This window comes from Aminobacter sp. BA135 (assembly GCF_050859125.1).
GTDB classification, from domain to species: domain Bacteria; phylum Pseudomonadota; class Alphaproteobacteria; order Rhizobiales; family Rhizobiaceae; genus Aminobacter; species Aminobacter ciceronei.
In genome coordinates this window covers 3,112,085-3,134,192 of sequence record NZ_CP139572.1, presented here as the reverse complement: position 1 = coordinate 3,134,192, position 22,108 = coordinate 3,112,085, and the positions used below count along the sequence as shown (strand labels likewise).

The 22,108-nt window shown below is 63.4% G+C and carries 21 protein-coding genes; 3 read left to right on the top strand and 18 right to left on the bottom strand.

The annotated features are described in order from the left end of the window. Positions 1-17 precede the first annotated feature (17 nt). A complete protein-coding gene (gene crcB, locus SLT36_RS15220; RefSeq protein WP_115731901.1) occupies positions 18-395 on the bottom strand; it encodes a fluoride efflux transporter CrcB in 378 nt (125 codons plus the stop codon). 157 nt (positions 396-552) lie between these two features. Between crcB and mazG the strand changes: the two genes are divergently transcribed. Then, positions 553-1,377, top strand: a complete 825-nt coding sequence (gene mazG / locus SLT36_RS15215; RefSeq protein ID WP_432283385.1) for a nucleoside triphosphate pyrophosphohydrolase — start codon at positions 553-555, stop codon at positions 1,375-1,377. A gap of 6 nt (positions 1,378-1,383) precedes the next feature. Here the strand turns inward: mazG and hflX are convergent, their stop codons facing one another. From hflX to dusB, 9 genes are all read right to left on the bottom strand, one after another. Then, positions 1,384-2,775 carry a GTPase HflX gene (hflX, locus tag SLT36_RS15210; RefSeq protein ID WP_432283384.1) on the bottom strand — a complete coding sequence of 464 codons (1,392 nt, stop codon included), beginning with the start codon at positions 2,773-2,775 and terminating at the stop codon, positions 1,384-1,386. Continuing rightward, on the bottom strand, positions 2,776-3,021 hold the full coding sequence (gene hfq / locus SLT36_RS15205) for an RNA chaperone Hfq (protein WP_018428055.1): 246 nt from the start codon (positions 3,019-3,021) through the stop codon (positions 2,776-2,778). It lies immediately after the preceding gene. 139 nt (positions 3,022-3,160) lie between these two features. Continuing rightward, the gene (locus SLT36_RS15200; protein ID WP_432283383.1) at positions 3,161-4,024 is read right to left on the bottom strand and encodes a D-amino-acid transaminase; all 864 of its coding nucleotides are present in this window, start codon (positions 4,022-4,024) and stop codon (positions 3,161-3,163) included. A 79-nt stretch (positions 4,025-4,103) separates the two neighbouring features. Beyond that, positions 4,104-5,480 carry a Trk system potassium transporter TrkA gene (gene trkA, locus SLT36_RS15195; RefSeq protein ID WP_432283382.1) on the bottom strand — a complete coding sequence of 459 codons (1,377 nt, stop codon included), beginning with the start codon at positions 5,478-5,480 and terminating at the stop codon, positions 4,104-4,106. A 54-nt stretch (positions 5,481-5,534) separates the two neighbouring features. Further along, entirely contained in the window at positions 5,535-6,896 is a 1,362-nt protein-coding gene (locus SLT36_RS15190) for a sigma-54-dependent transcriptional regulator (protein WP_067962312.1), read from the bottom strand. Continuing rightward, complete coding sequence (locus tag SLT36_RS15185) at positions 6,886-9,219, bottom strand: ATP-binding protein (protein WP_432283381.1); 2,334 nt, start codon at positions 9,217-9,219, stop codon at positions 6,886-6,888. Before SLT36_RS15185 ends, SLT36_RS15190 begins: the two co-directional genes overlap by 11 nt. Positions 9,220-9,313: 94 nt before the next feature. Next, positions 9,314-10,771, bottom strand: a complete 1,458-nt coding sequence (ntrC, locus tag SLT36_RS15180) for a nitrogen regulation protein NR(I) (protein ID WP_067962314.1) — start codon at positions 10,769-10,771, stop codon at positions 9,314-9,316. After that, positions 10,768-11,904, bottom strand: a complete 1,137-nt coding sequence (locus tag SLT36_RS15175; RefSeq protein ID WP_067962316.1) for a two-component system sensor histidine kinase NtrB — start codon at positions 11,902-11,904, stop codon at positions 10,768-10,770. Before SLT36_RS15175 ends, ntrC begins: the two co-directional genes overlap by 4 nt. Next, on the bottom strand, positions 11,901-12,929 hold the full coding sequence (dusB, locus tag SLT36_RS15170) for a tRNA dihydrouridine synthase DusB (protein WP_432283380.1): 1,029 nt from the start codon (positions 12,927-12,929) through the stop codon (positions 11,901-11,903). The genes SLT36_RS15175 and dusB overlap by 4 nt, the downstream gene beginning before the upstream one ends. Positions 12,930-13,069: 140 nt before the next feature. On the opposite strand from dusB, the gene SLT36_RS15165 reads away from it, so the two are divergent. After that, positions 13,070-14,293: a bifunctional 2-C-methyl-D-erythritol 4-phosphate cytidylyltransferase/2-C-methyl-D-erythritol 2,4-cyclodiphosphate synthase gene (locus SLT36_RS15165; RefSeq protein WP_432283379.1), complete on the top strand. Its 1,224-nt coding sequence runs from the start codon at positions 13,070-13,072 to the stop codon at positions 14,291-14,293. After that, on the top strand, positions 14,290-14,796 hold the full coding sequence (locus tag SLT36_RS15160) for a CinA family protein (RefSeq protein ID WP_432283378.1): 507 nt from the start codon (positions 14,290-14,292) through the stop codon (positions 14,794-14,796). The genes SLT36_RS15165 and SLT36_RS15160 overlap by 4 nt, the downstream gene beginning before the upstream one ends. On the opposite strand, the gene SLT36_RS15155 is transcribed toward SLT36_RS15160, so the two are convergent. The 8 genes from SLT36_RS15155 to SLT36_RS15120 form a co-directional block, all read right to left on the bottom strand. Continuing rightward, on the bottom strand, positions 14,772-15,233 hold the full coding sequence (locus SLT36_RS15155; protein ID WP_067962323.1) for a type II toxin-antitoxin system RatA family toxin: 462 nt from the start codon (positions 15,231-15,233) through the stop codon (positions 14,772-14,774). The two genes, SLT36_RS15160 and SLT36_RS15155, sit on opposite strands and share 25 nt — an antisense overlap. Before the next feature lie 10 nt (positions 15,234-15,243). Next, positions 15,244-16,206, bottom strand: a complete 963-nt coding sequence (lipA, locus tag SLT36_RS15150) for a lipoyl synthase (RefSeq protein ID WP_432283377.1) — start codon at positions 16,204-16,206, stop codon at positions 15,244-15,246. A 12-nt stretch (positions 16,207-16,218) separates the two neighbouring features. Continuing rightward, on the bottom strand, positions 16,219-16,500 hold the full coding sequence (locus SLT36_RS15145) for a GlsB/YeaQ/YmgE family stress response membrane protein (protein ID WP_432283376.1): 282 nt from the start codon (positions 16,498-16,500) through the stop codon (positions 16,219-16,221). 82 nt (positions 16,501-16,582) lie between these two features. Further along, positions 16,583-18,028 (bottom strand): dihydrolipoyl dehydrogenase, encoded by a 1,446-nt coding sequence (gene lpdA, locus SLT36_RS15140; RefSeq protein WP_432283375.1) that lies wholly within the window; start codon positions 18,026-18,028, stop codon positions 16,583-16,585. Positions 18,029-18,043: 15 nt separating this feature from the next. Beyond that, positions 18,044-18,625, bottom strand: a complete 582-nt coding sequence (locus SLT36_RS15135; protein ID WP_432283374.1) for a GNAT family N-acetyltransferase — start codon at positions 18,623-18,625, stop codon at positions 18,044-18,046. Between the two features lie 3 nt (positions 18,626-18,628). After that, positions 18,629-19,267 (bottom strand): SGNH/GDSL hydrolase family protein, encoded by a 639-nt coding sequence (locus SLT36_RS15130; RefSeq protein ID WP_432283373.1) that lies wholly within the window; start codon positions 19,265-19,267, stop codon positions 18,629-18,631. 50 nt (positions 19,268-19,317) lie between these two features. Continuing rightward, on the bottom strand, positions 19,318-20,694 hold the full coding sequence (locus SLT36_RS15125) for a pyruvate dehydrogenase complex dihydrolipoamide acetyltransferase (RefSeq protein ID WP_432283372.1): 1,377 nt from the start codon (positions 20,692-20,694) through the stop codon (positions 19,318-19,320). Between the two features lie 18 nt (positions 20,695-20,712). Beyond that, a complete protein-coding gene (locus SLT36_RS15120; RefSeq protein WP_067962333.1) occupies positions 20,713-22,101 on the bottom strand; it encodes a pyruvate dehydrogenase complex E1 component subunit beta in 1,389 nt (462 codons plus the stop codon). Positions 22,102-22,108 lie beyond the last annotated feature (7 nt).

Below are 22,108 nucleotides of genomic sequence, written 5' to 3'. Positions count from 1 at the left end.
GAAGCGGCCCAATAGCATCAGCCGATGCTTCTTGCGAGCCACATTCCCAGGAACAGCGCCAGTATGGCTGATATGACGCTGGCAAAAGCATAGCCGAAGGCCGAAATTGTCGCTCCACGCTCCCACAGAGTGGCGAAATCGAGCGAAAATGCCGAAAAGGTGGTGAAGCCGCCGAGGATGCCGGTGGCAACGAACAGCCTGAGTTCGGTCGAGCCGCCGAACCGGCGGGCCAGCAGTCCAACGAACAGCCCCATCGCCAGCGATCCCAGCACATTGATTGCCAGCGTGCCCCAGGGAAAGTTCGGCCCGACCAGCCTGAGCGCCAGAAGATTGGCGAGATGGCGCAGCGCAGCTCCAATGGCGCCGCCGATTGCAACGAGTAACAAGTGCAGCATGTACAAGCCCTGTCTGCGCGCGAATGTCCGGTCAATAGCACGGAACCGCCGGCGGACCGCGCGGTGGTCGGCTGCTGCCGCCGAATTGGTTGTGGACAAGGCTAGCCGGCAGCAGGCCATTGTTGGGAGGGCGGCAACGGGGCTATAGCATCGCCCCATGCAACCTTCCAAAGACATCGCCCGCCTGATCGAGATCATGGCCGCCCTGCGCGAGCCGGAAACCGGCTGCCCCTGGGACATCGAGCAGAATTTCGCGACGATCGCACCCTATACGATCGAGGAGGCCTATGAGGTCGCCGACGCGATTGCCCGCAACGACATCGACCACCTCAAGGAAGAGCTCGGCGATCTCCTGCTGCAGGTGGTGTACCACGCCCGGATGGCTGAAGAGACCGGTGAATTTGCCTTCGGCGACGTGGTGCAAGGCATCACCACAAAGATGATCCGCCGACATCCGCATGTATTCGGCGATGCCAAGGCGCGCGAGGCCCGATCGGCCAAGGGCATGTGGGAAAAGATCAAGGCCGAAGAGAAGGCGGAGAAGCGCGCCGCGCGCATTGCCCGCGGGCTCGACCCCGAGGATCACGGCAAGGGGTTTCTGGACAGCGTGCCGGTGGCGTTGCCGGCGCTGACGCGGGCACTGAAGCTGCAGGAAAAAGCCGCGCGCGTCGGCTTCGACTGGGGCGAGGCAGCGCCGATCCTCGACAAGATCGAGGAAGAGATAGGCGAATTGCGCGAGGCGATGGCCAAGGGCGACCAGGCGGCCGTCAAGGACGAGTTCGGCGACATGCTGTTTGCGCTGGTCAATCTCGGTCGCCACCTGGAACTGGACTCGGAGGCGGCGCTGGGCGGTACCAATGACAAGTTCCGCACACGTTTCCACTATGTCGAAAAGGCGCTCGATGACGCCGGCCACAGCCTGGAAGCGGCGACGCTCGATGAGATGGAAACGCTGTGGCAGCAGGCCAAGACGGCGAAGTAAGCCGTCTTAGCCCTTGTTCTTGCGCAATATTTTCGCTGCAATCTCGTCACGGGCGGAGGCGGTTGCCTTGAGCGTCATCGACACGCTGCCATCGTCATTGTCGGTTCGCGAAACGACGTCGCCATTGCGGTAGAGCCAGTCCATCTGGCCGAGTTGGCTCGGCTCCAGAGTGACGTCGATGCTCTCCAGTTCGCCCGAAACCCGCTGCTCTATCAGGCTGGTGAGCGCGGAAATGCCCTCGCCCGTAATAGCCGAAATGGCAATCGGCGGCGTCTTGCGGCCGTCGCTGCTGTCGGCAAGCAGACGCTCGCGATTGCCTTCGTCGAGCTGGTCGATCTTGTTCCAGACCTCGACGACCCGGTCGGTGTCGGCCGCATCGACGCCGAGATCAGACAGGATGCGCTCGACATCGTCGGCCTGGGCAGCCGTATCGGGATCGGAAATGTCGCGCAGATGGATGACGAGGTCGGCTTCGACCACCTCCTCCAGCGTCGCCCTGAAGGCGGCGATCAGGTGCGTCGGCAGATCCGAAATGAAGCCGACGGTATCGGACAGGATGATCGGCGTGCCATGCGGCAACCGGACCCGGCGCAAGGTCGGATCCAGCGTTGCAAACAGCATGTTCTCGGCCAGCACGCTGGCGCCGGTCAGCCGGTTGAACAGCGTCGACTTGCCGGCGTTGGTGTAGCCGACAATGGCAACCACCGGGAACGGCACCTTGCGGCGCTTCGAACGGTGCAGGTCGCGGGTCCGGACGACGGTTTCCAGCTCGCGCTTGAGCTTGATAATCTTTTCCTGCAGCGCGCGCCGGTCGGATTCGATCTGCGTCTCGCCGGGGCCGCCGAGGAAGCCGGCACCGCCGCGCTGACGCTCGAGATGGGTCCAGCTGCGAACCAGCCGGCCCTTCTGGTAGTTGAGATGGGCAAGCTCGACCTGCAGCGTGCCTTCCTTGGTACGGGCGCGCCGGCCGAAGATTTCGAGAATCAGCCCGGTGCGGTCGAGCACCTTGGCGTTCATCTCTTTTTCGAGGTTGCGCTGCTGCACCGGCGTCAGCGGATGGTCGACGATGACCAGTTCCGCCCCGCGCTCCTTCACGATCGTCGCGAACTCCTCGACCTTGCCGCTGCCCAGCAGCGTTGCCGGACGCGGATCGTTGAGGGTCACGATCGCGGTGTGAACGGGTTCGAGATCGATGGCGCGGGTAAGCCCGACCGCCTCGTCGTGGCGAGCCTCGGCCGAACGCTGCAAACGCGGACGCGCGCTGTCGTCGTCATTCTTAGGCTGGCGCGTCAGCACCGGCACGATGACGACCGCGCGCGTGGGGGCCTTATCGCCCCCTACCGATTCGGGTCCATTGCTGTCGCCGGCCTTGGCGCCGGCAGTCCTGTCGCGTGCCAATCAGCCGCCCTGGCTTTCCTCGCCATCGAACATCTGAACCGGCTGGCTCGGCATGATCGTGGAGATGGCATGCTTGTAGACGAGCTGCGAATGCCCATCACGGCGCAACAAAACACAGAAATTGTCGAAGGAGGTCACTACTCCGGTCAACTTCACGCCGTTAATCAGGAAAATGGTGAGTGGGTTTTTGCTCTTGCGAACTGAATTCAGGAAAAGGTCCTGAAGATTCTGCGATCGTTCCGCCATTGTTTTTTTCTTTCGCCGATCCCTGTCTGCTGCCAATGCGCCAAATTACCGGGCCCATGTCAAGCCAGCAAACACCCCCTTGCCACAACGTGTAGCAAGCTGAACGAGATGAATTTAACCATTTACGCCCAAGCGGTTATCAGGCTTGGATTTTTTCCGCAACGTCAAAAAATGCCTCACGCAGCGAAAGCGCGACCGATCCCGGATGCCCGTTGGCCACCGGCTGCCCGTCAATGGCGACGATCGGCATGATCACCGTGGTCGCAGCCGTCATGAACGCTTCGCGCGCCGACTTGGCTTCCTCGACGGTAAAACCACGCTCCTCGACCTTCAGGCCGAGCTTCTTGGCGACATCCATCAGCGTCGTGCGGGTGATGCCGCGCAGGATGCCGCTGTCGGCGGGCCTGGTGACGAGATGGCCGTCCTTGGTGACGATCCAGGCGTTTGTCGCCGCCCCTTCCTTGACGGTTCCGTCCGGGTCGACGAACCAGGCTTCCTGGGCGCCGGCCTCCTTGGCCTGCTGACGCGCCAGCACGTTGGGCAGCAAACCGACCGACTTGATGTCGACACGCTCCCAGCGATTCTCCGGCACGGTGATCACCTTGATGCCGGCCGCCGCGCGTTTGGCCGATGCCACCGGGTCGGTGCGCTTGGCTGTCACGACAAGCGAAGAAAGTGTTGTGCCAGCCGGGAAGACGTGGTCGCGCGGCGCAACACCACGCGTCACCTGGAGATAGACCATGCCGTTGTGGACACGATTGCGGGCGATGACTTCGCGCATGATGTGGACCAGCGCGGCGCGATTGACCGGCCAGGCGATCCTGAGTTCCGAAAGCGAGCGATCGAGGCGGTTGAGGTGGCCGACGCTGTCGACGATGAAGCCGCGCGCCACTTCGCAGACCTCATAGACGCCGTCAGCGAACTGATAGCCCCGGTCCTCGATATGCACACCTGCTTGGGCATGAGGGAGATAGCGGCCATTGACGTAGGCTATGCGCGGCATGGTTTTCGTGTCCCCGAAAATTCAAACGGAGTTCTAGTCGATTTGTGCCACGCGGCAATCCGCAAAAGGCTGGTCCAGGTCAGAAGAATTCGAGGCTCACGCGGAACATCTGCTCGACCTGCTTGACCGCCTTATCAAGCGCGAAGATGACGACACGATCCCGAGGCTTGATCTTCACCGACCCGCTTGGCTTGACGACATGGCCATCCCTGTAGATGGCACCGATGCGCATGCCATCGGGAAGTTCCAGGTCGCGCAGCAGCGTGCCGACCAGCGGCGAGGTTTCGAGCGCCTCGGCCTCGATGATCTCGGCGGCACCGCGCTGGATCGAGTGCACCTGCCGGATGCGGCCGCGCCGGACGTGCTGCAATACGCGCGAAATGGTCACCGCACTCGGATTGACGTGCGCGTCGATGCCGAGCGGCTTGGTCAGGTCGTGATAGGCCGGGTTGTTGATCAGCGCCAGGTTGCCCTTGCAGCCCAGGCGCTTGGCCATGACCGAGGACAGTATGTTGACCTGGTCGTTGTTGGTCAGCGCCACCATCAGGTCGGCATCCTGGATGTCAGCTTCCATCAAAAGCTTCTGGTCGAGCGCACTGCCGTTGAGAACGACCGTGCGGCGGAGCACGTCGGCGACCTTGACCGCCCTCTCCCTGTTGGCCTCGATGATCTTGATCTTGGTGCGGCTCTGGCGCTGTTCGAGCGTGCGGGCAACAAACAGGCCGATATTGCCGCCGCCGGCGATGACGATGCGTGTCGCTTCCTGTTCGTCATGGCCGAACAGGCCGAGCGTGCGCCGGACCTGCTCCTTGGTGGTCACCACATATGCAAGGTCGCCCGCCACAAGCTGGTCGGCCGAATGGGGGATGAACAGGCGGTCGTTGCGGGTCACGCCGACAACGGTTGAAGGCAGATCGGGGAACAGCTCGCTCAACTGCGCCAGCGGCGTGTTGATGACGGGGCAATCCTCCAGGCATTCGATCGCCACCATGATGATGTGGTTTTCGGCGAAGCGGACGACATCGACGGCGCCGGGCAGCGTGATGCGCCTGAGCACCATTTCGCCGACTTCCAGCTCCGGCGAGATGATAACGTCGATTGGCAGGTGTTCGCGCGAGAACAGGTCCTGGTAGTGCGGCTGCAGATAGGACTGCGAGCGGATGCGCGCGACCTTCATCGGCACGTTGAACAGCGCGTGCGCCACCTCGCAGGCGACGATATTGACCTCGTCGAACAGCGTCACCGCGATGATCATGTCGGCGTTCTGCGCACCGGCGGCTTCGAGCACCTCCGGATGCGAGCCGTGGCCGACGAAGCCGCGCACGTCGAGCTGGTCACGCACCGCCTGGATCAGCTCGGGCGCGGTGTCGATGATCGAGACATCGTTCTTTTCAGCCGCCAGCCGCTCCGCAATGCCGTAACCGACCTGCCCCGCCCCACAGATGATTACGCGCATGTCATCGATCGATCCTGCCTGTCCGCCATCTCAGCTGAAACCCCATCGAGCATGCTAGACGCCAAGCGATTTGAGCTTGCGATGAAGTGCGGAGCGCTCCATGCCTATGAATTCGGCCGTCTTCGAGATGTTGCCGCCGAAGCGGTTGATCTGGGCGATCAGATACTCCTTCTCAAACATCTCGCGCGCCTCGCGCAGCGGCAGCGCCATGATGTGCTGGTCCGACTGGTTGGGCGCGCGCGGCATGACGTCGCCGATTTCAGACGGCAGCAAGTCGGCCGTGATCGGCGCTTCGGGGTTGTCGCTGCGGGCAAGGATCAGCAGGCGCTCGACATTGTTGCGCAGCTGGCGGACGTTGCCCGGCCAGTTGTGGGCTTGGAGCACGGCGAGCGCGTCGTCGCCGATGCGGCGCGGCTTGATGCCGGCCTGCTTGGCCATCTGCTTCATGAAGTTGTCGACGAGGTAAGGAATGTCCTCGCGGCGCTCGGCAAGCCCCGGAACCATGACCGGCACGACCGCCAGGCGGTGATAGAGATCCTCGCGGAAACGCCCCTCGGCGATCATCGCCTCGAGATTCTGCGCCGTCGACGAGATGATGCGGACGTCGACCTTGACCCGCTTGGTGCCGCCGACGCGCTCGAACTGCTGCTCGACGAGCACGCGCAGGATCTTGTTTTGCGTCTCACGCGGCATGTCGGCGATTTCATCGAGGTAGAGGATGCCCTGATGCGCCTCTTCGAGTGCTCCCACCTTGCGTTCGCCGCCGTTTGATTCGGTGCCGAACAGCTCGATCTCCATGCGCTCCGGCGTGATCGTCGCGGCATTGAGCGCGACGAACGGGCCGTTCTTGCGTGACGACAGCGCATGGATGGCGCGCGCGGCCATTTCCTTGCCCGAACCCGACGGGCCGATGATCATGATGCGGCTATTGGTCGGCGCAACACGGTCGATGGTCTGGCGCAACTGGCTCATCGCCGACGACATGCCGATCAGGTCGTGGGTTTCGCCACTACGCATCTTGAGGTCGGAAACCTCGCGCCTAAGCTTCGAGGTTTCGAGCGCGCGCTCGGCGATAAGGATCAGCCGGTCGGCCTTGAACGGCTTCTCGATGAAGTCGTAAGCGCCGCGGCGGATCGCCGAAACGGCCGTTTCGATGTTGCCGTGGCCGGAGATCATCACGACAGGCAGATTGGGGTGCAGCGTCTTGATTTCGTCGAGCAGCGCCAGGCCGTCGAGCCGGGACCCCTGCAACCAGATGTCGAGAAAGACAAGACGCGGCGCACGATCCGCTATCGCGGCAAGCGCGCTGTCGGCGTCGAACGCCGTACGGGTTTCGTGGCCTTCGTCGCTCAGGATGCCCGCGACCAGTTCGCGGATGTCTTCCTCGTCGTCAACGATAAGAATATCAGACGCCATTTCCGACCTTTTCGGTTTCTCTGCCCTGCACTGCGTCGTCGGCACCCTTGGGTGCCGCGGCCTCTTCGGCCGCCGCAGGCAGGATCATGCTGATCATCGCGCCGCGCCCGCCATGGAAATCGGCTGGTGCGTCGTGAAGTTCCAATCTTCCGCCGTGGTCCTCGACAATCTTCTTGACGATAGCGAGGCCGAGCCCCGTGCCTTTCTCGCGTGTCGTCATATAGGGCTCGAGCAGCCGCTGGCGATTCTCGCGTGGCAATCCCTTGCCATTGTCGATCACATCGATGCGGATCGAGTTGCCGTCCCGCCGCGCCCGGATTTTGATGACCCCGGCCTCACCGGTCTGGCGCTCCGCCGCCTCGATCGCCTCGGCGGCATTCTTGATGACATTGCCGAACGCCTGGGCCATCAGGCGGCTGTCAAACGTTCCCTTGAGCGGTCCCGGCGTGATCTGGCGCTCGAAGGCGATGTCGGCGCGGCTGACCTCGACGAGGAACGACGCCTCGCGCAGCGGTTCGCGGATGTCGATCACCTTCATCTCGGGCTTCGGCATACGCGCGAAGGCCGAGAATTCATCGACCATACGGCCTATGTCGCCGACCTGGCGGATGATCGTTTCTGTGCACTGGTCGAAGACCTCGCGGTCCTCGGTGATGACCTTGCCGTAGCGCCGACGGATACGTTCCGCCGACAGCTGGATCGGCGTCAGCGGGTTCTTGATCTCGTGGGCGATGCGGCGCGCAACGTCGGCCCAGGCGGAGGTGCGCTGCGCGGTCACTAGGTCGGTGATATCGTCGATCGTGACGACATAGGACTTGTCGCCAACCTCGCTCTCGCCCTCCTCGACCGTCACCTGCACGTTGAAGGTGCGCTCGGCGCCGGCGCGATAGAAGGTGACCTGCTCGCGGTAGACGGCGCGGCCCGACTTACGGCCGATCTCGAAGACGCGACCGACATGCGGCAACAGGATCGACAGGTTCTGGCCAAGCGACTCGGAAGCCGAGATTGCCAGCATCGCCTCCGCCGACGGATTGACGATGGTGATGCTGCCATAAGGGTCGACGCCGATGACGCCGGCGGTAACGCCCGACAGCACGGCCTCCGAGAAACGACGGCGCTCGTCGATGACGTCCTTGGCGGTCAGGATCTCGTTGCGTTGCGACTTGAGCTCGAGCAGCATGTTGTTGAACGTGTCACTCAGCGCGCCGACGTCGCCATCCGACTGCCGCACCGGCACCGAGACGTCGAGATTGCCTGTGGCAACCTCGTCGGCGGCGCCGATCAGCTGGCGGATCGGCCGGACGATGCGGTCAGCGACCGCAATACCGGTCCAGATCGCCGACAGCACGACGATCAGCGTCAGGCCGAGATAGAGCAGCGCAAAGGCGATCTGCGTGGTACGCCGGTTGGCGCCGAGGTCGCGATATTCCTCGGTGTTGGCGGTAACGATCTGGCGCGCCTTGATCACCTCCGGATCGACCAGCCGGATCGTGTAGAGGTAGAGCCCTTCGATCTCGCGCAGCTTGATGATGGCACCGACGATGTTGCGCGTCTTCGGCTCGATCAGCACCGGCTTGCCGTCCGCCGCCGTTTGCACCGCAACGGCCGGCGGTTCGGGCATGGCGAAATCGGCGCCGGTCTTGGCGCTCATGACGAAGGAGCCGTCGGCGCTGATCAGGGCCGCGTGGGCCAGCGCCCGCAATTGCGCTTGCCGGCCCATGAAGTCGAGGAAGCCGCTGCGGTCGAGACCGTAGAGCGGACGGTTGTTGTCGAGGTCGTTGGCCATCGACAGCGTCGTACTCTGCAGGTTGCGGGCGTTTTCCTGGACATAGGCTTCGGCGATCGACAGCGATGAATTGACGATCGTCGTGGTGCGGATCTGGAACCAGCGGTCGAGGCCGATGTCGAGCGTGATCGAGGCGACGACGGCGACAAGCAGCGCCGGCAAAGCTGCCACCAGCGCGAACATCGTGACAATGCGCACATGCAGTCGCGACGCGGCCTTGCCGCGCTTGCGGGCCATGACGATGCGCTGGATCTCGAAGGCGATCAGCCCGACGAGGATCAGCACCAGCACGGCATTGATGGCGATCAGCGCCAGCGTCGTCGTCGAATCAGGCGTGATCGGGGTGACGCCGATCAGAATGGCGAACGACACCGCTGCCGAAACCAGCGCGGCGGCGATAGCCAGCACGCCCGGAAGCGCGAGAAGGCGGCGACCTTCCTGCCGGGGGTGTACGGGCGTCTTGTCGTTTAGAGGTTTTGCCTGGCTCGCCATGCTGCCGTGTAGAGACATTGATTGCGGCGCATCTATGCAACGCATTGTGGCGATTATGCAACATTTTCGCCCGAAGCGAAAATGTTTAGACGGGCTATCGACAGATAAGCGTGTTCAGTCCCGACGCGATGTTCGCGCGTCAGGCCGGCCGCGACGATTTGTAGACGTTGACGCCGAGTTCGCGGATCTTCTTGCGCAGCGTGTTGCGGTTGAGGCCCAGAAGTTCTGCGGCCTTGATCTGGTTGCCGCGCGTCGCCGTCATCGAAGCGAGCACCAGCGGGTATTCGACCTCGGCAAGGATGCGCTGGTAGAGCCCGGGCGGCGGCAGGTCGCCGGCGAACATCGCGAAATAGCGCTGCAGGAAATGTTCGACCGCTTGGCCGACCGACAGATCGTCGGGGATGAGATTGCCACCTGGGACAACCGGCTGCTCGCCGGTCTTGAGTTCAGATTCGATGATTTCGGCCGAAATCTCGTCCTGCGGATAGAGTGCAGCCAGCCGGCGCACCAGATTTTCCAGCTCGCGCACATTGCCCGGCCAGGGATAGCGCTTCATCAACTCGACGCCGCCGGCCGAGATACGCTTGGCCTGAAGCCCTTCGCTGACGCCGAGCTTGAAAAAGTGGCGGACGAGGTCGGGGACATCTTCCGAACGTTCGCGCAGCGCTGGAAGGCGAAGCGGCACGACATTGAGACGATAGAACAAATCTTCGCGGAACAGGCCCTGGTTGATGAGCGTGCGCAGATCCTTGTTGGTGGCTGCGACGATACGCACATCGGTCTTGATCGGGGTACGGCCGCCAACGGTGGTGTATTCGCCCTGCTGCAGCACGCGCAGCAGCCTGGTCTGCGCCTCCATCGGCATGTCGCCAATCTCGTCAAGGAACAAAGTGCCGCCGTCGGCCTGCTCGAACCGGCCGGTGGAGCGGTTCTGCGCCCCGGTAAAAGCGCCCTTCTCATGACCGAACAGCTCGGATTCGATCAGGTCGCGCGGGATGGCGGCCATGTTGATGGCAACGAACGGTCCGTTGCGGCGACGCCCATATTCATGGAGCGCGCGCGCCACCAGCTCCTTGCCGGTGCCCGATTCGCCCGAGATCATGACGGTCAGGTCCGTCTGCATCATGCGGGCGAGCATCCGGTAGATGTCCTGCATCGCCGCCGAACGGCCGACCAGTGGCATGGCGTCGGGCTGCTCGTCATGGCGCTGGTCGCTCTTCGGCCGCCGTGGCTCGGACAGCGCACGATTGACGATGCTTAGCAGCTCGGTGAGATCGAAGGGTTTGGGCAGATACTCGTAGGCACCGGTTTCCGACGCGCGGATGGCGGTCATGAATGTGTTCTGCGCACTCATCACGATAACCGGCAGCTCCGGGCGCGCCTTCTTGATGCGCGGCAGCATGTCGAAGGCGTTCTCGTCGGGCATCACCACGTCGGTAATGACAAGATCGCCCTCGCCGGCCGCCACCCAGCGCCACAGCGTCGCGGCGTTGGAGGTGACGCGAACCTCATGACCCATGCGCGACAGCGCCTGGTTGAGCACCGTGCGGATCGCCGCATCGTCGTCGGCGACAAGAATGTTTCCGCGCACGCTCATCGATGGGCTCCTTCACTGTCGTCGTCGAGATGCACGGGCAGTTCCTTCCAGGCAGGCATCAGGATGCGGAAGGTGGTGCCGCGCGGGGTCGAATCGCACTCGATCACGCCGCCATGGTCGCCGACGATCTTGGCGACAAGCGCCAGACCGAGACCCGAGCCATTGGGCTTGGTGGTGATGAAAGGGTCGAACAGGATCGGCAGGATGTCCTCTGACACGCCCGATCCGTTGTCGTGGACGCAGAATTCCAGCGGCAACGAGACACGATCCTGTGTGCCAGGGATCGACATGCGGATGCCGGGCTTGAAGGCGGTCGACAGCGTGATTTCGCCATGCGGGTCGTGGCCGATCGCCTCGGCGGCGTTCTTGACCAGGTTGAGAAACACCTGGATCAGCTGGTCGCGGTTGGCATAAACCGGCGGCAGCGACGGATCGTAATCCTCCAGGATCTTGATTCCATTGGCAAAGCCGTTCCTGGCCAGCGCCTTCACATGGTCGAGCACGACGTGGATGTTTACCGGATAGCGGTCAACAGGTCGCTCATCCGAAAACACCTCCATGCGGTCGACGAGCGAAACAATACGATCGGTTTCATCGACGATCAGCCGCGTCAGCGCGCGGTCTTCGTCGGAAGCGGAGAGCTCCAAAAGCTGCGCGGCCCCCCTGATGCCGGAGAGCGGGTTCTTGATCTCATGCGCCAGCATCGCGGCCAGGCCGGTGACGGAGCGCGCGGCACCGCGATGCGTCATCTGGCGGTCGATCTTGTCGGCCATCGAGCGCTCCTGGAACATCACCACCACCGATCCCGGCAACTCGGATGCAGGTGCGACGTAGAGATCGACCATCTTCTCGATGCCCAGCCGGGGCGACGAAACGTCGACGCGGTACTCGTTGACGGGCGTGTTGCGCTCGCGCACCTGCTCGACCAGCGTCAGGATGGGGCTGCCGAAAGGCACGAAGCGCGACAGCTCGCTGCGCGACAGCATGGCAGCACTGGAACGGAAGAAGTCCTCGGCATCGGCATTGGCGAAGGTGATGAAATTGTCCGGCCCGATCATGATGACCGGGCGACGGATCGTGTTGAGCACGATCTGCGCGGCATCAACCGACTGGGGCGCCCGGTCGAAACTCATGCCGCATTCCTTTCGAACATGCATTCGCCGAAAGCCGCAAGTGCTTCACGCAGCAAAGAAATCACCTGCTGCGGCTCGAACGATGTCATCACCCGGCGGCGCAGCTCGTCAGGCAGTGAAGCGGTGTGGCGATCAAGATACCAGCCGAGATGCTTGCGCGCCTGGCGCAGGCCACTCTCGATGCCATAGAGCGCCAGCATGTCCTCGTAATGGGCAACGACATAGTCGGCCAGTTCGGACGACGACCTGGGCACATCAGTTGCACCGCTCCTGCCTGCGGCAGCGGCGATCACGCCAGCGGTCCATGGCGCACCATAATGCGAACGCCCCGCCATGACGGCATCGGCACCCGACTGCTCGAGAATGCCCATCGCATCTCCCGGTGTCGCCACATCGCCATTTGCGACGACGGGAATGCTGACTGCCTGCTTGACGCGCGCGATGGCGCGCCAGTCGGCTTTGCCCTGATAGAACTGGCAGCGCGTGCGGCCATGCACGGTGACCATCCGGACGCCCGCCTGCTCCGCACGGAGGGCCAATTCGGGGGCATTGAGCACGTCGTCGTCCCAGCCCAGCCGCATCTTGAGCGTCACGGGCACGTCGACTGATCCAACGACGGCATCGATCAAGGTCAGCGCGTAGTCGAGGTCGCGCATCAGCGCCGAGCCGGCATAACCGCCAGTCACCTTCTTGGCCGGGCAGCCCATGTTGATATCGATTACATCGGCGCCTTCGCCGACGGCGATGCGGGCGGCCTCGGCCATATGCGCTGCCTCGCGGCCGGCCAACTGCACCATGTGCACGGGCAGGCCGGAATGGCGGATGCGGAAGCCGCTGGAGCCGCGCCCCTTTGCCAGTTCGCCGCTCGCCACCATCTCCGACACGACAAGGCCGGCACCATGGGCATAAGCGCGCGTGCGGAAGGCTTCATCGGTGACACCCGACATCGGCGCCAGGAACACCCGATTGCGGATCGTCACATCGCCGATCGAAAGCGGCTCGCCGAGTTTTTCCAGATCAGTCATGCACAAAAACAAAGCACCATTCACTGCTGCACAATGAGTAGCCACTGTCGGGTCATTGTGCAACTGCGAAATGACAGCCGAATGCGGCGCTTTCTGGATTCCTCTGGCCTTCCTGAGGGCCCGCGGCTAAGCCTCTGCTCATGAATCCGAAGCCGTTGCCGAACCAGCAGAATTCGAAGGTCGCCGTCGTGGTCGTGGCGGCCGGGCGCGGTGAACGCGCCGGCCAGGCTGACGGTCCGAAGCAATATCGCCGGATCGGCGGCAAGGCGGTGATCTGGCACACGCTGAAGGCATTTCTCGACCACCCCAAGGTTGGCCCGATCGCGGTTGCCATCCACGCCGACGACAGCGAGCTTTTTGCCTCAGCTGCCGGCGAACTGGCCGCGCACGTCACCACTGTCGTCGGCGGCGCCACGCGCCAGGATTCGACGCGCTTTGCGCTCATTGCCTTGCAGGAAAGCAGGCCACAGGCCGTGCTGATCCATGATGGTGTCAGGCCGTTCATCAGCCCTGAAGTCATCGATCGCGCCATTTCGGGCATCGACGCCAGTCACGGCTCACTGCCGTCGCTGCCAGTTTCCGACACGCTCAAGAAAGAAGCCTTCGACCGTACCGTGGCCGAAACAGTGCCGCGCGCGGGCCTGCATTCGGCGCAGACGCCGCAAGGCTTTCCCTTCGATCCGATCTTTTCCGCGCACCAGCGCGCCTTCGAGGCCGGCCGCAGCGATTTCACAGACGATTCCGCCATCGCAGAATGGGCAGGCATCCCGGTTCGCCTCGTGCTCGGCTCGCCCGACAACGTCAAACTCACCTGGGCTAAGGACATCGCCATGGCCGATCAGCGCCTTTCCGGCCAAGCAATCAGCTTTCCCGACGTCCGTACCGGCAACGGTTACGACGTGCACTCATTCGAAGCAGGCGACCATGTCTGGCTGTGCGGCGTGAAGATCGCGCATTCGAAGAAGCTGAACGGACATTCCGATGCCGATGTGGGACTGCATGCGCTGACCGACGCACTACTGGCCACCTGCGGCGCCGGCGACATCGGCACCCATTTCCCGCCATCCGACCCGCAGTGGAAGGGTGCCGCGTCACGCCAGTTCGTCGAACATGCGGCGGCGATCGTGCGCTCGCGCGGTGGCCGCATCGCCAATGCCGACGTCACGCTGATCTGCGAGGCGCCAAAGGTCGGTCCCCATCGTGCGGCAATGACGGCGGAACTCGCGGACATGCTGCGCATCGCGCCCGAGCGCATCTCGATCAAGGCAACGACCAACGAGAAGCTCGGCTTCATCGGGCGTGAAGAGGGCATCGCCGCGATCGCAACCGCAAGCGTGGTCTATCCCGGAGAACTGCCGGAATGAGCGACGTCACCGCCCTCGCCTCGGCCCTGCTCGACGCCTGCCTTGCCCAAGGCATGATGATTGCAACGGCCGAAAGCTGCACGGGCGGCATGATCATCGCGGCCCTGACCGACATTGCCGGCTCCTCGGCCGTCGTCGACCGCGGCTTCATCACCTATTCCAACGACGCCAAGATGGCGATGCTCGGCGTCTCCGAGGCGACGCTCAAGGCGCATGGCGCGGTGTCGCGGGAAACGGCACTTGAAATGGCAGCGGGTGCGCTTGCCCATTCGCGCGCCAGCCTGGCGCTTGCGGTAACAGGCGTCGCCGGCCCCGGCGGTGGCTCGGCCGAAAAGCCCGTCGGCCTGGTCTGGTTCGGTGTCGCGCGAAAGGGCGCGCCCGTGGAAGCGGAGTTTCGCATCTTCGAAGACAAGGGGCGCGACTTCATCCGCCGCGAGACGGTGAGGACGGCGCTGGGATTGGGCCTGCGGGCCGTCGGTCAGGCCGGTTTCGCGGGGCCGTAGATCGCGTCGGCGCGCTTCTCGAAGGCTTCGGCGAACATGCGGAAGGCGCGGTCGAACATCGTGCCCATAAGCGCGCCGAGGATCCGGTTCTTGAATTCGTAGTCGATGAAGAACTCGACGCCGGAGCCGCCGTCGGGCGCCGGGACGAATTTCCATTCATTGGTGAGATAGCGGAACGGGCCATCGAGATATTTGACGTCGATGGTGTTTTCGTCAGGCGTGAGCAGAACCTGGGTGGTGAAGGTTTCGCGGAATGCCTTGTAGCCGACAGTCATGTCGGCCACAAGAATTTCACGTCCATCGCGCTCGCGCCGCGAGCGGACGTTGAGTGCTTCGCACAGCGGCAGGAATTCTGGATATTTCTCCACGTCGGCAACCAGGGCGAACATCTTGTCTGGCGGATGGCCGACGTGGCGGGTGGTTTCGAATTTCGGCATCCGGCGCTGATCAGGCCTTTTTCGCGAGCAGCGCTTCGCGTGCGGCGCGCAGCTTGGCGAAATCATCGCCGGCATGGTGCGACGAGCGCGTCAGCGGGCTCGATGCAACGAGCAGGAAGCCCTTGGACTTGCCGACCGTGGCGTAGGACTGGAATTCATCAGGCGTGACGAACGTCTTGACCGGATGGTGCTTCTTCGACGGCTGCAGGTACTGGCCGATGGTCATGAAGTCGACATTGGCGCTGCGCAGGTCGTCCATCAGTTGCAGCACTTCATTGCGCTCCTCGCCGAGGCCGACCATGATGCCGGACTTGGTGAAGATCGAGGGATCGAGCTCCTTGACCCGCTGCAGCAGGCGGATCGAATGGAAGTAGCGCGCGCCGGGGCGAACGGTCAGATAGTTCGACGGCACGGTTTCAAGATTGTGGTTGAAGACGTCGGGGCGCGCGGCAACGACGATCTCCAGAGCCCCTTCCTTGCGCAGGAAGTCGGGCGTCAGGATTTCGATGGTCGTGGTCGGCGTCAGCCGGCGGATGGCGTGGATCACGTCGGCAAAATGCTGGGCACCGCCGTCGGCGAGATCGTCGCGGTCGACCGAAGTGATGACGACGTGGGTCAGGCCCATCTGGGCGACGGCCTTGGCCACGCTCTCCGGCTCGTTCGGGTCGAGCGCCGTCGGGATGCCGGTGGCGACGTTGCAGAATGCGCAGGCGCGGGTGCAGATTTCGCCCATGATCATGAAGGTGGCGTGCTTCTTTTCCCAGCACTCGCCAATGTTGGGACAGCCGGCCTCCTCACAGACGGTGACCAGCTTGTGCGACTTCACGATCTCGCGCGTTTCCTGATAGCCGCGCGACACCGGCGCCTTGACGCGGATCCAGTCTGGCTTGCGCAGGACTTCCTGGTCCGGCCGGTGGGCCTTTTCCGGGTGCCGCGCGCGCGGACGGTCTTTGAGATCGAGCACAGTGACCATCAGTCTATCCTATCAAGGCCGACGCGCTTGCGAGCGGCCGAAAATCCAGAGCACGACGACCGCACCAGCGATGGCGACGATCAGATTGCCCATGAATCCGTAATAATTGATACCGAGCAGCGCTGCCAGAGTGCCGCCGACAAACGATCCAGCGATGCCGACGAGGATGTTGGTCAGGAAGCCATGGTCGCGGTTCATCGTGCGCTCGGCGACGTAGCCGGCAAGGAAGCCGATGATCAGCATGCCGAAGAAGCCGACGCCCGGCATGCCCATGATCCCGTAACTCTGTTCCATCAGTCGTCTCCGGCCAGTCGCGGACGTTCTGCGCATATAATGGCATCGGGCGCGCCGCGAAAGACGCGCCGATGCGTATCGGTCATGCGTTGAGCGCACGCCCATAGGCGTCGAGCACGCTTTCCTTCATCGTTTCCGAGATCGTTGGGTGCGGGAAGATGGTGTGCATCAGCTCTTCTTCCGTCGTTTCGAGGTTCATCGCAACGACAAAACCCTGGATCAGCTCGGTCACTTCGGCGCCGACGAGATGCGCGCCGAGCAGCTGGCCGGTCTTCTTGTCGAAGATGGTCTTGACCATGCCCTGGTCTTCGCCGAGCGCGATCGCCTTGCCATTGGCGACGAAGGGGAAGCGGCCGACCCGAATGTCCTTGCCTTCGGCCTTGGCCTTGGCTTCGGTCAGGCCGACGGAAGCAACCTGCGGGTTGCAATAGGTGCAGCCTGGAATCTTGAGCTTGTCCATCGGATGCACGTTGGGCAGGCCGGCGATCTTCTCGACGCAGATGACCGCCTCGTGCTCGGCCTTGTGCGCCAGCATGGGCGGCCCGGCGACGTCGCCGATGGCATAGATGCCCGCCACGTTGGTCTTGCCGTAGCCATCGATGACGATGCAGCCGCGGTCAGTCTTCACGCCGAGCGCTTCGAGGCCGATGTTTTCGATGTTGCCCTGCACGCCGACGGCCGAGATCATACGGTCGGCGGTGATCTTCTCTATCTTGCCGTCCTTCATCTCGACATGGGCGGTGACCGAATTGGCGCCCTTCTCGACCTTGGTGACCTTGGCCTCGAGATGGATCTTCATGCCCTGCTTTTCGAACTGCTTCTTGGCGAAGGCCGAGATCTCAGCGTCTTCCACCGGCATGACGGCCGGCATCACTTCGACGACGGTCACCTCGACGCCCATCGTACGGTAGAACGAGGCGAATTCGATGCCGATGGCGCCGGACCCCATGACCAGCAGCGACTTTGGCATCTCCGGCGGCACCATCGCCTCGAAATAGGTCCAGATCAGCTTGCCATCCGGCTCGATGCCGGGCAGCGCGCGCGGACGGGCACCGGTAGCAACGATAATGTGCTTGGCCGAGTAGGTGCCCTCGCCCAGCGTGTTCTTGGGCAGCGGCGCCTGCGGCTCCATCGGCTTCTTCGACGACTTGGAAACGACGATCTGACCGGGCTTGGTGAGCTTCGCCTCCCCCCAGATGACGTCGACCTTGTTCTTCTTCATCAGGAAGCCGACACCGCCATTCATGCGCTGGGCGATGCCGCGCGACCGGTCGACGATGGCCTTGAGGTCGGGCGAGATCGAGCCTTCGAGCTTCAGGCCGTAATTCTTGGCGTGCTCGGCGAGATGCAGCACTTCGGCCGAGCGCAGCAGCGCCTTGGTCGGGATGCAGCCCCAGTTGGAGCAGATGCCGGCGAGGTGCTCGCGCTCGACGACTGCAGTCTTGAGACCGAGCTGGGCGGCGCGGATCGCAGCGATATAGCCGCCGGGGCCGGAGCCGATAACGATGACGTCATAATTGTCAGCCATGAGTGTGCCTCTTGTTCAGGTCGCGCTGCGCGTGAGCAGCACCCAGTCGTGTTGTTTGCTGTAGGTGTCGGTCGATACGGATGGCTGGCGCGCGATTTCCTCAAACCCGCAGGATTTGTAGAGGCCAAGCGCCACGTCGTTGTCGCTTTCGGTGATCAGGCTGACCGGCCGGGCGCCGGCACGCTCGAGTTCATGATCGACGAGCTTTCTGCCGATGCCATTTCCGCGATGGTGCTGGTAGACACCGACGCTGTCGATGAACCAATGGCCGATGGTCTGTTGCTGAAGCACGAGGATCGGCTGGAACACCGGGTGAGGCGCTTCCTCTTCGGCAAAGGACGGTTCGACGACATGGCCGATCACCAGACCGGCGATCTCGCTATCGACCTCGGCCAGGCTGGCATTTTTCCAGCCGGAACGGTCGTCGTCACAACGCAACTGGTTGCGGCCATGTTCGAGAGCCGTCTGCGTCGTGCCTTCCAGCACCGCACCATACCATAGCCATGACGCCAGCCCGTGCGATGACAGGTCGACGAGGATGGCGAGTTCGGCGGCATCGCGCCGCTCGGCCCTGCGGATGGTGATAGCGCCAGCCAAGCTCTAGAGCTCCAGCATGACGCGCACGATCGGCGCGAGTGCCGTGCCGATCGCCCGCGTGTTCTGAGCATCGAGATGCACGCCGTCGAGCGGTGTCGTCTCGGCGATGGACCCGGCGTCGAAGAAACCGCAGCCGACCTCGTCGGCTAGCGCTGCATAAAGCGGGGCCAGCTGCTTCGAAGCTGCGTCGCCGCCGGCGAACATGTCCTTGTATTCGGCATTTTCGGTGCGACTAACAGCTGGCGGCGAAACCAGCAGGATTTCTGGCGCGGCATAACCCATGCCGTGGTCGTAGGAGCGCACGATGGAGACGAGGCGCGCCATACCCTGCCTCGCGGCCAGCGGGTTGCCGTGGATCCAAGGCTTCATGTCGTTGGCGCCGAGCATGATGACGACCACATCGATCGGCGCATGAGTGCCGAGGATGGCCGGCAGAAGCCGCGCACCGTTACGGTCGGCAGCGGCGAGGTTGTCGTCGAAGGCAGTCGTGCGGCCGTTCAGCCCTTCCGCGATAACTTCGACGCCCTCGCCCAGTTCGGCCTGCAACACGCTTGGCCAGCGGTCTTCAAGCGCGTGACGGCCCGGACCCGCGGCATCGTAGCCCCAGGTCAGCGAGTCGCCATAACAAAGCACAGTCTTCATGATTGAAGTCCTCGAATCCCCTCCCTTGGCAGGGAGGGGAAATGGGGAAACTACACCAGCATGCCCATCGGGTTTTCGATGAAGCGCTTGAAGGCCGAGAGCAGTTCGGCGCCAAGCGCACCGTCAACGGCGCGGTGGTCGGTCGACAGCGTCACCGACATCACATTGGCGATCTTGATCTCGCCATTCTTGACGACCGCCCGTTCCTCGCCCGCGCCGACCGCCAGGATGGTGGCGTGCGGCGGGTTGATGACGGCCGAGAAGTCCTTGATGCCGAACATGCCGAGGTTGGAGACGGCACTGGTGCCGCCCTGATATTCCTCAGGCTTGAGCTTGCGGTTGCGGGCCCGGCCGGCAAGGTCCTTCATTTCATTGGAAATGACAGACAGCGTCTTGATGTCGGCCTGGCGGATGATCGGGGTGATCAGACCGCCAGGGATCGACACGGCGACACCGACATCGGCGTGCTTGTGCTTGACCATGGCCTGGTCGGTCCATGACACATTGGCATCAGGAACGGCCGTCAGGGCCAGCGCCATCGCCTTGATGATCATGTCGTTGACCGACAGCTTGTAGGCCGGCACGTCGCCCTTTTCAGTCTTGCGCACCGGCGCCGCCGCGTTGAGCTGGGCGCGGAGCGCCAGCAGCGCGTCGATCTCGCAGTCGAGGGTCAGATAGAAGTGCGGGATGGTGCTCTTGGCCTCGACAAGACGGCGCGCGATGGTCTTGCGCATGTTGTCGTGCGGGATGAGCTCGTAGCTGCCTTCTTCGAACAGCTTGAGCACCTGTTCGTCCGACATGCCCTTGGCAGCGGGTGCTGCAGCCGGAGCACCGGCAGGAGCCTTGGCAGCAGGAGCAGCCTTGGCGCCGCCACCCGAGATCGCAGCCTCGACGTCGGCTTTGACGACACGGCCATGCGGACCGGTGCCGGTGACAGCCGAAAGGTCGACGCCCGCCCCCTTGGCGATGCGGCGGGCGAGCGGCGATGCAAAGGTCCGGCCGTCGAGGGAGGGTGCAGCGCCGTTGGTCGCATCCGGCTTGGCTGCCGAAGCAGCAACGGGCGCGGCAGCGACCGGAGCAGCAGTGGGCGCCGCAGTTGCCGCGGCAACAGGTGCTTCCGCCTTCGGCGAGTCTGCCTTGGCAGGAGCGGCATCGCCGCCCTTGGCTGCAGCCGCGACATCTTCGCCGTCGCCGGCGAGAATGGCGATCAGCGCATTGACCTTGACGCCTTCGGTGCCGGCCGGAACCAGCAGCTTGGCGACGGTGCCCTCATCGACGGCCTCGACTTCCATCGTTGCCTTGTCGGTTTCGATCTCGGCGATCACGTCGCCAGGCGAAACCTTGTCGCCTTCCTTGACCAGCCACTTGGCCAGATTGCCCTCTTCCATGGTCGGCGAAAGGGCAGGCATGGTGATATTGATCGGCATGATGACCTCCCGCCCGTGTCAGCGATACGTGACTGCTTTGACCGCCTCGATCACTTCGCCGACATTCGGCAGAGCAAGCTTTTCGAGATTGGCGGCGTAGGGCATCGGCACGTCCTTGCCGGCGATGGTGATGACAGGCGCGTCGAGGTGATCGAAGGCGCGCTGCGACACCTGGTTGGCAATGTGGTCGCCGACCGACGACTGCGGGAAGCCCTCTTCCACCACGATCAGCCTGTTGGTCTTCTTCACCGAGGCAATGATGGTGTCGAAGTCGAGCGGACGGATGGTGCGGAGATCGATGATTTCAGCATCGATGCCCATGCCGCGCAGTTCTGCCTCGGCCTTGATCGCATAGGTCATGCCGATACCGAACGACACGATGGTGACGTCCTTGCCGGTCTTGTGGATGCGCGCCTTGCCGATCGGCAGAACGAAATCATCGAGCTTCGGCACGTCGAAGGAATGGCCGTAGAGGATTTCGTTCTCGAGGAAGATGACCGGGTTCGGGTCGCGGATGGCAGCCTTGAGCAGGCCCTTGGCGTCGGCTGCCGAATACGGCATCACTACCTTGAGGCCCGGAATGTGGCTGTACCATGCGGCATAGCACTGCGAGTGCTGGGCCGCGACGCGGGCAGCCGCACCGCTTGGTCCACGGAAGACGATCGGCGCGCCCATCTGGCCACCCGACATGTAGAGCGTCTTGGCAGCCGAGTTGACGATCTGGTCGATCGCCTGCATGGCGAAGTTGAAGGTCATGAACTCGACGATCGGCTTGAGGCCCGTCATCGCAGCACCGACGCCGACGCCGGCGAAGCCGTGCTCGGTGATAGGGGTATCGACGACGCGGCGCGGGCCGAACTCCTGCAGCAGGCCCTGGGTGATCTTGTAGGCGCCTTGGTACTCGGCGACCTCCTCGCCCATGATGAAGACGTCACCGTCGCGGCGCATTTCTTCGGCCATGGCATCGCGCAGCGCTTCACGCACCGTCGTCGACACCATCTCGGTGCCGGCGGGAATGTCGGGGTCGGCAGCGACTTCAGTCTTGGGCGCGGCAGCGACAGGGGTGGCGGCAACCGGAGCAGCGGCAGCGGCCGGTGCTGCCGCGGCAGCGGGCGCCTCGGCCTTGGCAGGCGCAGCACCCTTGCCGATGTCGGCAGCGCTTTCGCCATCCTGCAAAAGCACCGCGATCGGCGTGTTGACCTTGACACCTTCGGTGCCGGCGGCGATCAGGACCTTGCCGAGGGTGCCCTCGTCAACAGCTTCCACTTCCATGGTCGCCTTGTCGGTTTCGATTTCGGCGATGACGTCGCCGGCGACGATCTTGTCGCCTTCGTTCTTCAACCACTTGGAAAGATTGCCCTCTTCCATCGTCGGCGAGAGCGCAGGCATGAGAATTTCGATCGGCATGTTCGCG